The sequence below is a fragment of the Mycoplasmopsis equigenitalium genome, from assembly GCF_024498255.1.
Classification (GTDB): domain Bacteria; phylum Bacillota_I; class Bacilli_A; order Mycoplasmatales; family Metamycoplasmataceae; genus Mycoplasma_H; species Mycoplasma_H equigenitalium.
This window is the reverse complement of sequence record NZ_CP101808.1, coordinates 488,572-502,891: the sequence shown is the minus strand read 5'-3', so window position 1 is coordinate 502,891 and position 14,320 is coordinate 488,572. Positions and strand designations below refer to the sequence as shown.

Genomic DNA, 14,320 nt, shown 5'->3' with positions numbered 1-14,320 from the left:
ATTTTATCCATTTTATAATAGAATCATTAATTTTGAATGAGGTAATAAATGAAGATAGCATTTTTTGATGCTAAAGAGCATGATATTTATTCTTTTAACAAAGCGAATGTTTACGGAAAACACGAAATCACGTTTTTTAAAGAAAATTTAACAATTGAAACTGCTTCTTTAGCAAAAGGATACGACGCAATTTGTGCGTTCGTTAATACAAGTGGTGACAAATTTATTTTGGAATTACTTGCAAAAAACAATGTTAAGTTTTGATTGCAAAGATCAATGGGCTACAACAAAGTAGACTTAGCATATGCAGCAAAAGTAGGAATTAAGGTCTTTCGTGTGCCCAACTATTCAGCAAGTAGTGTTGCAGAATTTGCACTTACAACCTTGTTAACACTAAATCGAAAAATTCCTGTAGCAATTAATCGGGTAAAAAATTATAATTTCTCGCTTAATAATTTAAACGGAAAGAACATTGAAAACTCAATTATCGGGGTTATCGGTGCGGGTCAAATTGGACAAGAATTTATTCGTATGGCGAATGGCTTAAAAGCAAAAGTGATTGTTTATGACCAATTTATGCAAGTGCATAACTTCGAATTAGCAAAGAAAATGAATTTTGAGTATGTGAGTTTTCTAACTCTAATTAAAAACAGTGACTTTATTAGTTTGCACGCCCCACTTTTACCATCAACCAGATATATTATTGACAAACACGCAATTAAATATATGAAAAAAGATGTAATTATTGTTAATACAGGTCGTGGCGAATTAATTAAATTAACAGATATTTTAGCAGCGCTTAAAAACAACAAAATTGGTGGTTTAGCTGTTGACGTGCTTGAGCGTGAAGAAGGAAGATTTTACCAAGATATTTCAAACTTGGCAAAAGATATTCAAAAAATTGATAAGGAATGAAAAGAATTACTTGAACTCGATAATGTTATCGTTACAAGTCATCAAGCATTTTTAACTGATGTTTCACTTGAGCAAATTGCAAAAATCACAATTGATAATGCTGATGCAGCTGAGGCAGGAAACTTTGAAAAAGCGCTTGAATTATTAGCAAATGGAAAGGTAAAAAACGGATAATGTTTAGTTTTTTTAAATTTAAAAATCGTCAAGATGCCAAACAACCTAATAGTGTTGTTAATTGAGTAAAACACTTAGGTAGCGAATTTTTTGGCACAATTTGACTTAGTTTTGGTTTGGCAGGTTTATCAATTCTTATTGAAGGTAAAACTGTTGAAGCACATATGGTGCACAATCTTTTGGTGGCATTTTTTGCCGGATTTATTGTGGTAGGGTTCGCATTAATGGCTTTCCTAAGATGATCATGCGATTTAAACCCAGCTGTAACGATTTATCGTTGATTAAACGGAACAAATAACACAAGTTATGCGTTAGCAAAAATTGCTACACAGTTTGTTGCAGCAATTATTACTGGTTTAATTATTTATGGAATTGGTAATGCTACAAATAATGGTTTAGCTGCTAATGAAGCAATTTCAGCTCTTGGTGCAGCAAATAAAGATTTTATTGAGAATAATAACGACAATTTAGCAGCCGGAGCAAGCTGAATCTTCTTTGGCGAAATGGTTATGACCGCAGTTTTATTATTCCCAATTTTCAGTCCAAATGTTAAAGATGAATATCGTGATCTTATAATTATGTTTGTGATCTCGCTTTCAGTTTTATTTGGGATGTTGTTAGGTAGCGCTGCAATTAACCCTGCACGTGGTCTTGCGCAACAAGTTCCTGATTTATTCTTTGGGATTAAAGGTGGATCAAAAGCGGGAATTTATACAGGCGGTGATTTCGATCTTGCTAAAAAAGATTTAGTAGTTGCCACAGTAATGATGATGGCAGGTGGAGCAATGGCGCCAGTCTTCTATGCCTTTGTACAAGGTGTAACAATGACTTACATTAACCCACTAGTCGCAAAAGCAATTAAATTTAAAAATTTTAAAGCTGACGAACTTAAATAAATAAATTAGCCTTTATTATAATATATAATTGATGCGTTCAAAAGGAGGAATTATGACCGACAAAAAACGTGGATATTTAATTTCACAAATTGTTTTTGCCAGCGTTATTTTGGCACTTGCAATTTTTGGATTTATTACAGCAATTAAAAGCGAAGGTAATGGCGCACATGTTCTACTTACAATTTCAGGTGCAGTTATTTTTACCTTAATGGTACAAAGTATAGCTGGTTACTTTATCAATGTTTTTGGTAAAGCAAGCTGAAGAAAACCATTACATCAAGCTTTTATGTGAATTTTATTTATTGTCTTTATTGTATCGATTATTGCATTACTTTATACAATTATGTCAGCGTCAGGAGCAGATGTTGATTATCACGCATTTGGGATTGTTGTAAGTTCATTTTTAACATTTTCAGTGCCTGCATACATCATTGTAACTGTAATTTTGTTGACAAAAAAATAAAATTATCCCTTTTTAAAGCGATAAAATGAAAAATACTAGCATTTCTAGTATTTTTTTTACAAATTTTGATTAATTTTTATTTTTTTGTTATATTTAGGTCGTGCAAGGTCATGCACATCTTATGAGTAAAAGAAAAAAGGAGAAAAATTAAATGACTAAGAAAAAATTCTTATTATTCACTTCATTAGTATCTGTAGCAGCAATCGCCCCTGTTATTGTTGTTTCATGTGCTGCTCCAGAAGGTGAAAATGAATCAGGAGTTAAATGAGAAGACGCTGGTATTACAGGTGTAATTTCAGGTCAAGGATCAAGTTCGATAGTTCCAATTATTAATAAACTAGCTGAACTTTCAGGTGGTAATTTAAGTTACAAATCAACCGGTTCAGGTGGTGGTTTTAAATCAATGAATAAAGCAACACCAGACCAACCATTTGGAATGACAAGTTCAAGTAAGACACCTGGTGAAGGCAAAGCTTGAGCTAATACTAACTTAAGAACTGTAACATGAGCACTTGATGCAATTGGGATTGTAGTTCATTTACCAGAAGGTGTAACAACCAAAGATAATGCTGCACCAATCGTAGATATTAAAGAATTAGCAAAAGCCTACAAAGGTGAAACAGTTGCTTGAGACAAGTTAATTACAAACTTATCAGCAGCAAATTCTAACCCTGCTAAAGTATTTGGCCGTAAAGGTGGAAAAGGTCAATCAGGTACTGCAGATGGTTTTATGAGTAAACTAACAAAACATATTTCACTTGGCAAAGATGAAAAATCAAAATACGAAAACCACGATTCTTCATTCCTTCCAGTAGAACAAACTACAGATGAAGCTAACACAGCCGCATTTACCAAAATTGATCAAACAGCAGGTTCATTAACATATGTTTCGCTAGGATTTGGTCTTAAGAATGTTAACGATAAAGTTAAATTAGCAGTTGTTAAAATTTCTGAATCAGAATCATGAGTTCCAAAAATGGAAAATGTAACTGCCGGTTCATACAAATGAACAAGACCATTTAACATTATTTTTGATAAAACAAACCAAGATGCTGTTAAATTTACAAAATTCTTATTAAGTGAAAGTGTGCAAAATCTTATTTCTAGTTTAGACTTTGTTCCACTTACAAAAGAACAATATGAATTACAAAAAGATTTAACAAAATCAGATGCTGAATTATACGCCGCTGTTAAAGGTAATACTGATCAATTAGCAAAATTTAAAACTGAAAACACCGAAGCCGTATACGGACTAAAAGTATAATAATAAAAATATTTATAAAAAGTCAAATATTGAAATATTTGGCTTTTATTTTGTGAAAAATTTAAGGAAAAATATTTTTTTGGTATTATTAGGCTATGAAAAGATTATGAATGCGAAAAAATTTCATTTCTAGCAAGCAAAACGCTATTTTTTGTATTTAAATTATAAAGATAAAATAAGTACTCAAAGGGGTCGCACGCCCTTTTGAGTATTTTTTAAAAGGAGGTAAAATGAACGAGAAAATGATCAGAAATAAAAAGATATCTGATATTATCGTAAAAAATGTTGTTTTTATTATTTCGTGTTTTGCGATCGTGGCTTTAGCGGCAATGTTTAGCTTTATCCTTAAAAAAGCATTCCCGGCTATTCAAAGTAATTGAAAAACAATCTTTTTTACTGCTAATATCAATGAATTTGGAATTTGGGGTGCATTAACAGTTAGTTTTATTACTAGTATTGGTGCGGTTTTGATTGCGCTACCAATCTCAAAACGACTTGCAATTTTAATTCGTTATCGTTTATTTCGTTATGGTCGCTTTTTTAGAGTGGTAATTGACATTTTGGCAGGTGTCCCAAGTATTATTTACGGGGTTTTTGCCCTTAGTTCGTTGGGAAAATTGTCGGGGTTTATTACGGGCGTAAAAACCGATATGACAATTTTTAATGCCACGCTTATGCTCGCCATTATGATTATTCCAACAATGGTCTCACTAATTACGAATCAACTTTATTTAGTATCTAGTAAGCTGGTTGAATCATCAGTTGCGCTTGGTAACACGCAAACAAAAGCAATTTACAATGTAGCGCTAAAATCAATCAAGTCTGGTGTTTATGTTGCGGCGATTGTTGCTTTAGGACGAGCAATTGGAGAAACGATGGCGACATCTCTTATTCTCTCATCACCTGCATCAGCAAATGTTTTCAAACAAGGGTTAGGTATTTTTAATGCTGACTACAAAACACTTTCGACCGAAATTGCTCGTAATATGTTTACTGACAGCTCAAGCGAATCGATTGTGGAACACTCGTTTGCTATTGGGTTGTGCTTGTTCATAATCGTTATGATTCTTATTATGATCATTACCGCCTTATCAAGAAAAAGAAAAATTAAAATTACTAGACCATATCTTAACAAATATCCAAAAAGTATTATTGTTGATACGATCAAACTTCCTGTTACCGGCTTTTATTATTTAATGTACTATTTAGGTTTTGCTTGACGTTATGTAACTCATAATTTGGGCTATGCGATCAGTATTTTATTTGTTCTAATTGCTACTAAAGTATTTAAGATTAAACATGAAAAACATGTTCATAATACGAAAATTATTTACTTAATTTGAGCAATCTTTTTAGAAACTTTATCCGCAATCTTTATTACGGCGATTGTTGGATGAATCTTGTACGATGTTATTTTAATTGGTGCACCAAGATTAAGAGCATGAGATTTAAATTATAAATATAATGGAATTATGAACTCGTTAATTTGAACGGTGTTGTTAATTCTTGTTGCGATTGTTTTAACCTTCCCTCTTGCTTTATTTAGCGCGATATTCTTAGCCGAATATGCAAAAGATAAATGATATGGAAAACTAATTAAATTTTTCCTTGATTCGCTTGGCGGAACCCCAAGTATTCTGTTTGGAATTTTTGGAATGGTGATGTTTTTAGAAGTGATGGGTCTGAAAGAAAAAGGTGCTTCAAGTAGTTTATTAGCAGGTGGTTTAACAATGGTTTTAGTTATCTTGCCAACATATACAAGAAGTATTGAACAAGTTATAACTAACATTCCACAAGAATTACGTGATTCATCACTTGCGCTTGGCGCAAACAAATGAGAAACAATTCGGAAAATCATTTTACCTATGGCAATTTCTGGAATTATTTCGGGAACAATTCTTTCAATGTCACGGATTATTTCGGAAACAGCACCTGTCTTTCTAACGCTAGGAATGTCATTTAATCCAAAATACGGCTTACTTAAACATGGACAAACACTTACTACATTTATTCTTGAAAACCAAGTACACGGAACAAGTAGTATGGCAAACCGGATTTCGTTATCGTATAAATTCGCCTTTGTAACGATTTTAATAATTACATTACTTATTATTATTTCTTATAGTATCGAGCCGTTGGTAAATTTAATTAAAAAGAAAAAGAAACAACGTTTTAATAAAAATATTATTAAATTACAACACGAAAGCAGAAAAGAGGTACAACATGGATAATATTTTTGAGGTTAAAAATTTAGATTTTTACTACGATAAAAAAGCAACCCACGCTTTAAAAAATATTAATATTAATATTCCAAAAAATCACGTAACAGCATTTATTGGGCCTAGTGGTTGTGGTAAAAGTACATTTATTCGTTGTTTTAATCTGATGAATGATTTAATTGCTGATACTGTTACTGAAGGAACAATTATTTTTAACGGCGTTAACATTGTTAATCAAAATCCCAGTCTTTGACAACGCATAAAAAATTTATTTAAAAAGAATAAAACACCACAAAGCAAAAATAAGATTTCACCAATTGAAATTCGTAGCAAAATTGGAATGGTGTTTCAAAAACCAACACCATTTCCGATGTCGATTTATGACAATGTAGCCTACGGGCCACGTAGTAACGGAATTAAAAATCCTAAAGAATTAAATCAAATTGTTAAAGATGCTTTAATTAATGCTGCTCTTTGGGAAGAAGTTAAAGATCGTTTAGGTGATGATGCAACTAGTTTAAGTGGTGGTCAACAACAACGTCTTTGTATCGCGCGTGCCATTGCTCTTAAGCCAGATGTGTTGCTTATGGATGAGCCAACTAGTGCATTAGATCCTATTGCGACTGCTAAAATTGAGGAACTAATTGCTAAATTAAGAGAAAAGTATACAATTATTATTGTTACTCACTCTATGCAACAAGCATCACGGATTAGTGATTTAACAGCTTTCTTTTATTTAGGAGAGCTAATCGAGTTTGATGAAACAAGAAAGATTTTTACAAATCCAAATGAGAAATTAACAGCTGATTATATTAACGGAAAGATGGGGTAATTTATGACTAGTTCGATTGTAACAAATGAAATTTTACGAATTAAAAAACGCTTAATTGAGCTCAGTAATTTAGTATTAACACAACATGAAAAAGCATACCGTTCACTTGTTGAACACGAAGAAATTTTGGCACATTCGATTATCGATGATGATCAAAAGGTAGACGATGAAATGGTGGCAATTAAGAACGAAATTAGCTTTGTTTTAACAAAGGAACCTCTTGCTAAATATTTACGCCGTGCTGTATCATATTTAATAATTGCTAAAGAGTTAGAACGAATTGGTGATTACGCGAAACATATTGCACGTTTTGTGCTTAGTGTAAAAATACCTAGCCCTAGTTCGGTGCGTCGAATTAAAGAAATTTATGATGCAGTTCTACATATGCTACAATCATTAACTGATAATATTGAACAAGAACGTAATGAATTGCTTTTAAAACTTGTTGAAGATGATGATGTAGTTGACACAAAAACACTTGAAGTCAATAAAGAACTTATTGCTTCATTCCTTAAAAAACAACATACAGAAGCAGAGATTAGCGAACGTGTTTATTTAATCAATTTAGCTAATAGTTTAGAACGAGCAGGCGACCACATTGTTAATATCTGCGAATCGTTGTATTATATAATTAACGGTAAATACATAAAATTATAGTTTTGAATAAAAAATCAACAAAATATGTTGATTTTTTATATATTGTGAAATGACTTAAGTATTGACACATCAGATTGAAGAACCGCAACATCTGTTTTGAGTTGATTCACATCTGTTTTGAGTTGTGCTACATCTTGCTCTAGTTTATCAAGACGAGAATTAACCTTACCAAATTCTTCATCCATTCTCTGATTTAATCTAGTTTCAACCCCAGCAATTGCACCAAGAAGGGTCTTAGTAAGTGTTTCAAATTTTTCTTCAAATCTCGTTTCGAAGCTATCAAATCTCGTTTCGAAGCTATCAAATCTCTTATCAATTTGATCAAATTTCTGATCTATTTGTTTGAATTTATCATTTTCTGTTTTTTGTTTCATATTATTTTGATCTATTTTTGCAATTAATCAAAGGATATTAGATTCGTTTTCAAACATCATTTGAAACATATCAACATCCGAGTAACGTTTTAAAATAGACATTACCTCCTTCTTGGTTAGTTTAGTTGCATCTTTAATTAAATTATAAAGAGCATTTTTATTTTTGAACATATTTCACCTCCTTTCTTTTTTATAACCACTTATATATGTATTCTGGAGGGGTAAAAAACACTAAAAAAATAAAAAAATATGAAAAATTACTGTTTTTTATAGGCGAATAACTAGATGGAACAGATTTTTGATTTTTTTTCTTGTGTTTTTATTGCTAATTTAATGAATTATTTATTCAAAAAAACTAATATATTTTTCTGCAATTTTCTTGTAAAAAATATTTAAAAAAATAAAAATATTTATGTATAATAATAAGGCTACTAGCCTAAGTGGCGGAATGGTAGACGCAAGGGACTTAAAATCCCTCGGAGGCAACTCTGTGCTGGTTCAAGTCCAGTCTTAGGCACCATATATGCGTCTTTAGCTCAGTAGGTAGAGCAAATGGCTTTTAACCATTGGGTCAGAGGTTCGAATCCTCTAAGACGTACCATTTCAAAATTGGCCACAAACAAACACACCACGGCGGTGTGTTTTTATTTAAAAAAACTGGAATATTGTGCCAGTTATATTGTGGTTTATAAAAACATTATCACATTTTAATGTATTATATAAATGGTATGTTTAATACTAAAAATTAGAGAGGATTTATGGGGAAAATTGATTACATTCTTGAACTCGATAAAGTTACCAAAACTTACCCAGGAGTTGTTGCTCTTAATGATGTTTCATTTAAGGTTAAACGCGGCAAAATCCTTAGTTTGGTAGGGGAAAATGGGGCTGGAAAATCAACCTTGTTAAAAGTTATTTCCGGCGTTATTCCCAATAATAAGTTTTCAGGCAATGTTGTGTTTGAAGGAATAAATACGAATTTTGCTAGCTTAAAAGACTCGGAAAAGGCGGGGATTGCTATTATCCACCAAGAGTTAGCAATTTCACCCCACTTAACGGCATACGAAAATATGTTTGTTGGTCGTTATATTCGTAATAAACTTGGTTTTTTAAACTGATCAGAAATGATTAAACAGGCTAAGTATTATATGTATATGGTGGGGTTAAAAATCGATCCATCAGTTAAAGCGGGAACCTTATCAATTGCGCAACAGCAATTGTTGGAAATTGCTAAGGCGTTATCAAAACAAGCAAAATTATTAATTTTGGATGAACCTACATCAAGTCTTAATGATAGCGATAGTTATGCTTTACTAGATATTATTAAAAAACTGAAAGACGAAAATGGAATTACTAGTATTTTCGTGTCACACAAATTAAAAGAAGTTGCTTACGTTTCGGATGATATAACCATTATTCGGGATGGTAAACATATTTCTGATTATTCAAATTCAAAAGAAAATCCAATTAACGAGGATCAGTTAATTAAAGATATAGTTGGGCGCGAATTAGGAAGTAAGTTTCCACCACGACCTGAATATCGACAAATTGGTGATACGATACTTGAAGTTAAAAACTGAGCAGTTGAGCATCCAAAAATTAAGGACTATATGGCCGTTAAAAGAGCATCGTTTGATGTTCGCAAAGGCGAGATTGTTGGTATTAGTGGATTGGTTGGTTCGGGTCGGACCGAACTAGCAAAATCAATTTTTGGGCATTCGTATGGCATTAAGCGAAGTGGAACACTTAAATTAAAAGGTGAAATCACTGAACTAAGAAGTGTTGCAGAATCGTTGAAAAAAGGTTTAGCATATGCATCTGAAGACCGGAAAAACGAAGGGTTAATTCAAATGTTTTCAGTTCATACTAACATTAATCAGTCAGCTGGTCATATCTATAACCGTTTTGGATTTTTAAACAAGAATAAGGAAATTGATAATTCGAACAAACGGAAATATCAAGTTAATATTAAGGTACCAGATATCTTTTATCCTGTCAGCACACTTTCGGGCGGTAACCAACAAAAAGTATTACTAGCAAAATCATTATCAACAGAGTTTGATGTGTTAATTATCGATGAGCCAACACGGGGAATTGATGTTGGTTCGAAGTACGAAATTTACAAAATTTTATTCGATATAATCAAGCAAGGTAAAGCAGTTGTGGTAATTTCGAGTGAAATTGAAGAACTATTAGGAATCACCGATCGAATATTTGTTATGTCACACGGTGAAATCAAAGGTGAAATCACCACCAAAGATGCAACTAGTGAAAAAATTATGCAAATTGCTATTGGGACAAAACAACAAGAAGGGAGAATAAATGCCACAAAGTAACAATTTTGAAGTGCTTAAGGCGAAGAATCTTGCTAAACGTCAACAAGATGAAATCAAGAAAACAAAGAGCCAGGCACAAAAAGAAATTAAACACGAATTAATTGTTAATAAAAATACTTTTTTAAGTGAAGTAAACAGTAAACTTCGTAAAGTGAAGTTACTTAAACGCGAATATGCGATTAATCAAAAATATGATATCGCTCATGCCAAGGTTGATCTTGAAGAAGGTATTAATAGCGTTTCAAGTATTAAACCTTACATTGAATACAATCAAAAATTAGTTAGAATTTATCAAGCAGAACTTGAATTTCTTCAAGTGAACAAAGATACATTTGCTAGTGCTTTTGCTTTAGATAAAATGTATTCATTGCAAAATGCAATTTTGATGAAAAAATCTAAACTTAGTTATTTAAATAAAATTCAAGAGTACTTAAACGACGAAGAATCGAAACAAATTTCAATTCTTGAATATGATATTGCTGCACTAGAAAAAAAATATAATGAAGAATACGCAGCAAGAGTGCAAGAATATAATAAAGTTCATACACAAGAATTAGCAAAAGTACAAAATAAGGTTGACGCTGCCAATAAAGCGTTAGCAGCCGCTCAAAGTGGCAATGTAAAAATTAAAAATAATGAAGCATATTTTGCTGCGCAAAAGCAAAAAGTTGCAACAGAGTTAAACAAAATTAAAGCGCAAAGCAAAACTACAGCTGATGTCAATGACTATAATGAATTAGCAAGTCGTAAGTTTACCAATGTTCATGATTTGAGTAAATCTGTTAAAAACAATAAATTAAGAGCTTTATATCAAAGCAAAATCGCTAAAATTCAAGCTGCCGCTGAAAAGAAAATTGCGAAGGTTGAATTTAAACGTGATGTGTGTGCAATCACACCTGAACAAGCAAACAAAATCATTGATGAAATTTCAATTAACTCAGTACAAATACAACGTAAATGAAACAATTTACTTGATGAGTTGAATGAAAGAAGCGGTAAAACAGTTTACGAATTAAAACACGAAAAACTCCAAGCGCAACAAAAAGCAGAATTAGCAGATTTTGAAAAATTAAAAGCTGTAATTGCACCAATTACACCATTTAAAAAGCTAAAAACTGCGATTAGTGATTTCTATGCTACTCACGTATTTGGTAACTCAATCAGTAGTTATATGAAACGTTTTTCTTCGAATTTAAGAAAATACTCAATGTTTTACATTATGGCAGTGTTACTTTTATCATTTGCCTTTGCTACAAACTTTGAAGTTCTTAAAGCAAACCATTTAATTAGTAACTTTAAACTAAATACATTTGTCTTTATTATTTCAATGGGAATGTTGTTGGTTATCGTGGCTGGTTATATCGATCTTAGTGCCGGGATAACCTATGGATTTGTCGCGTATATGACGGTGAAGATAAATAATGAACTGCTCTTGGGAGTTCCGGGTAAAGATGTTATTGTTCTTTTCTTCTCATTACTTATTGGTTTAGCCATTGGGGTGATAAGTGGTTTCTTAATTGGTTACTTGAAAATTCCAGCCTTTGTGGCAACTCTTGCCATGTCATTGATTATTCGTGGTGCCTTATTAGTTATTTCGAATGGTCGAACATTAAATATCGACGTTAATGACTCGCTTAGATTTTTAAATCGTAATTTACCTGATAGCAATTTAGGAACTACTGCTTCCCCATTCTTTATTGGTGTGTTCTTATTCTTTGTTTCAATTAGTGTAATTGTTGCTTTCCTTGCTTTTTGAGGAAGAAGAAAGGCACAAAAATACAATTTGGTTACAGATAAATATTCAGCATTTCTTTTCAAATTAACTCTTATTGTGGTTGCAATTAATGTTCTAGGATTGGTATTTGCAAGATATTCACTTGGAACTAGATACTACTGACTATTTATTGCTGCAACTTTTATCGGAATGTATATTATCACCAGCAATACTTCGTTTGGTCGGAAAGTATATGCAATTGGTGGAAATAAAGTCGCTGCTGAGTTATCGGGAATCAACTCAAAACGTACAACCTTCTATATCTTCTGTGCAATTGGAATTACTTATGGAATTGCCGGTTATGTCTTTGTTTCGATTGAAGCTACTGTTACTGGAGCACAAGGACTAGGACAAGAGCTCGATGTTATTGCCGCTGTCTTTGTTGGTGGTGCTAGTGCTTATGGTGGAATCGGAACAGTTGTTGGAACAATTATTGGTGGATTTATTATGTCAGTAATTACTAAAGGATTAAATATTCTTAATGTTGCACAACACTACCAATTTATTGTTAAAGGATTAATTTTAGTTGGTGCGGTTGGAATTGATGTATATACCAACAGAAAAATTGGATAATTAAAAAAAATCAGGCTGTGCCTGTTTTTTTATATTGGTTTTATATATACTTTAAATTAGTGTCATTAATTAAATTTATCAATTAACATAAAATATTTTGGCTATATTTTGTCCCAAATATTGTATAATTATTGGGACAAGAGGAAATATTATGGAAAGCATAAAATCAATGATTTTGGATCGAATTCTCAGTAAGAAAGAATGTGAAACGTTTATTGCAAGCGATTTTTTTGATATCGCAAATTATGATACAGTTCGCAAAACATTAAATAGACTTGTTATTGAAAAATCAATTAAACGAGCAATAAATGGTATTTATTACCATTCTAAATATAATGATTTTTTAGAGATCGAACCAAAACCTTCGACTAGAGATATCGCATATACGTTAGCAAGAAAATATAACTGAACTATTGCTCCAAGTGGTAATGCCTCGCTTAATCTGTTAGACTTATCAACGCAGGTTCCTGCAAAATGAATATATGTATCTGATGGTCGTAATGCCGAATTTCAATATAAAAATGCCAAAATTAAATTTTTACATCGTAAACGAAGTAATGTTAATTCTAATATGTCCGAAATTAGTTTATTACTAATTCAAGCAATCGACAAACTTGGAGAAAATAATGTACGCGACTGACAAATTAATCATTTAAAACGTTTTGTGAATCGTTCTAATAGAAAGAAAATTTTAGATGAAACCAAAAATACAAGTCGCTGAATTTATGAGGTGATTAAAAGAATTTGTATGGAGGAAGAGTAAGTATGGAATTTAAAAAAGTGACAGCAGACAATCTTAAAGTTGCTCTTGAAGAAAGTGCAATTCTTTTAAAACGTGCTGAAGTTGTGCTCGAAAAGGATTATTGATTATGTTTTGTACTTGATTATATTTTTAATAAATCACTATGAAAAAATGCTTTTACTTTTAAAGGTGGAATTAGTCTTAGTAAGTGCTTTAATTTAATCGAAAGATTTTCTGAAGATATTGATTTGATTTTGGATTGAAAAGTACTTGGTTACCAAAAGGAAGATTTTTTACTAGAGCGTTCTAATGTACAACAAGATAAGTTTAATAAAAGTACTGTTCCTAGAATTGAGGAATGATTAGAAAATGTATTTATTCCGCAGCTTCAGGATGATTTAAACAAATTAACAAACCAAAAACTCGAAATTAGTCTTGATCAAAGTATGAAACAAAGCGTGTTGATTAAATATCCTAATTTTTTCAACTCCTTGTATATTAAAAACTATATTCGTTTAAAAATAGGGATTCTTTCTGAAGACGAACCCTTTGTGATTGCAAAAATTAAGCCAGATATCTACGACAAGTTTCCTATGTTATTTGAAGGAGATGGTTTTGAAGTAAGAACGATAAAACCAGAACGAACATTTTGAGAAAAGGCGACCATTTTACATCACGAAGCAAATCGTCCACAAAATTCTAAATTTCCAATTCGTTATGCGCGCCACTATTACGATCTTTATCGGATTGCTAATTCAGAGTATAAATCGAGTCTTTTCGATCATCTTTCCTTATTAAGAAGAATTGCTCTATTTAAAAATAAGCTTTATCCGCAACGTTGAGCACAATACGAAGAAATTGCACAACAAACCTTAAAGCTAATTCCAAAATCGTACCGTTGGAATGAGATTTCACGCGATTACTATGAGATGATTGAAATGCTTTATGGCGAAATTCCTGATTTTAATGAAATGCTCAAGGCCCTAATTGAGTTAGAAAAAGAAATTCGTGAGTACAAGAAACAAGATTAAATCAACGCAAAAAAATAATAATATCAAAAGGTGATTTTTTGTGTTTGGTTATTTAAATGTATAATTTACA

The 14,320-nt window shown here is 31.9% G+C and carries 12 protein-coding genes and 2 tRNA genes; 13 read left to right on the top strand and 1 reads right to left on the bottom strand.

What is annotated here, in order from left to right:
• Nucleotides 1–48 precede the first annotated feature (48 nt).
• From NPA09_RS02260 to phoU, 7 genes are all read left to right on the top strand, one after another.
• Nucleotides 49–1,089, top strand: a complete 1,041-nt coding sequence (locus NPA09_RS02260) for an NAD(P)-dependent oxidoreductase (RefSeq protein ID WP_129723243.1) — start codon at nt 49–51, stop codon at nt 1,087–1,089.
• Nucleotides 1,089–1,985 carry an aquaporin gene (locus tag NPA09_RS02255; RefSeq protein ID WP_129723245.1) on the top strand — a complete coding sequence of 299 codons (897 nt, stop codon included), beginning with the start codon at nt 1,089–1,091 and terminating at the stop codon, nt 1,983–1,985. Before NPA09_RS02260 ends, NPA09_RS02255 begins: the two co-directional genes overlap by 1 nt.
• A 31-nt stretch (nt 1,986–2,016) precedes the next feature.
• On the top strand, nt 2,017–2,448 hold the full coding sequence (locus tag NPA09_RS02250; RefSeq protein WP_129723247.1) for a hypothetical protein: 432 nt from the start codon (nt 2,017–2,019) through the stop codon (nt 2,446–2,448).
• Between the two features lie 151 nt (nt 2,449–2,599).
• Nucleotides 2,600–3,712: a PstS family phosphate ABC transporter substrate-binding protein gene (locus NPA09_RS02245; RefSeq protein ID WP_129723249.1), complete on the top strand. Its 1,113-nt coding sequence runs from the start codon at nt 2,600–2,602 to the stop codon at nt 3,710–3,712.
• A gap of 230 nt (nt 3,713–3,942) precedes the next feature.
• Nucleotides 3,943–5,943, top strand: a complete 2,001-nt coding sequence (gene pstA / locus NPA09_RS02240) for a phosphate ABC transporter permease PstA (protein ID WP_129723251.1) — start codon at nt 3,943–3,945, stop codon at nt 5,941–5,943.
• The gene (locus NPA09_RS02235) at nt 5,936–6,763 is read left to right on the top strand and encodes a phosphate ABC transporter ATP-binding protein (protein ID WP_129723253.1); all 828 of its coding nucleotides are present in this window, start codon (nt 5,936–5,938) and stop codon (nt 6,761–6,763) included. The genes pstA and NPA09_RS02235 overlap by 8 nt, the downstream gene beginning before the upstream one ends.
• 3 nt (nt 6,764–6,766) lie before the next feature.
• The gene (phoU, locus tag NPA09_RS02230) at nt 6,767–7,420 is read left to right on the top strand and encodes a phosphate signaling complex protein PhoU (RefSeq protein ID WP_129723255.1); all 654 of its coding nucleotides are present in this window, start codon (nt 6,767–6,769) and stop codon (nt 7,418–7,420) included.
• Between the two features lie 35 nt (nt 7,421–7,455).
• Here the strand turns inward: phoU and NPA09_RS02225 are convergent, their stop codons facing one another.
• On the bottom strand, nt 7,456–7,965 hold the full coding sequence (locus tag NPA09_RS02225) for a DNA recombination RmuC family protein (protein ID WP_129723257.1): 510 nt from the start codon (nt 7,963–7,965) through the stop codon (nt 7,456–7,458).
• Between the two features lie 263 nt (nt 7,966–8,228).
• Here NPA09_RS02225 and NPA09_RS02220 point away from each other — a divergent pair.
• The 6 genes from NPA09_RS02220 (at nt 8,229) to NPA09_RS02195 (ending at nt 14,250) form a co-directional block, all read left to right on the top strand.
• Nucleotides 8,229–8,314, top strand: a tRNA-Leu gene (locus NPA09_RS02220).
• Between the two features lie 5 nt (nt 8,315–8,319).
• A tRNA-Lys gene (locus NPA09_RS02215) sits at nt 8,320–8,395 on the top strand.
• Nucleotides 8,396–8,552: 157 nt separating this feature from the next.
• Entirely contained in the window at nt 8,553–10,130 is a 1,578-nt protein-coding gene (locus NPA09_RS02210) for a sugar ABC transporter ATP-binding protein (protein ID WP_129723259.1), read from the top strand.
• The gene (locus tag NPA09_RS02205; protein ID WP_129723261.1) at nt 10,117–12,477 is read left to right on the top strand and encodes a sugar ABC transporter permease; all 2,361 of its coding nucleotides are present in this window, start codon (nt 10,117–10,119) and stop codon (nt 12,475–12,477) included. Before NPA09_RS02210 ends, NPA09_RS02205 begins: the two co-directional genes overlap by 14 nt.
• A gap of 151 nt (nt 12,478–12,628) precedes the next feature.
• Entirely contained in the window at nt 12,629–13,240 is a 612-nt protein-coding gene (locus NPA09_RS02200) for a DUF6088 family protein (protein ID WP_129723264.1), read from the top strand.
• Nucleotides 13,241–13,242: 2 nt separating this feature from the next.
• Nucleotides 13,243–14,250 (top strand): nucleotidyl transferase AbiEii/AbiGii toxin family protein, encoded by a 1,008-nt coding sequence (locus NPA09_RS02195; RefSeq protein WP_129723266.1) that lies wholly within the window; start codon nt 13,243–13,245, stop codon nt 14,248–14,250.
• The last annotated feature ends 70 nt before the right edge of the window (nt 14,251–14,320 follow it).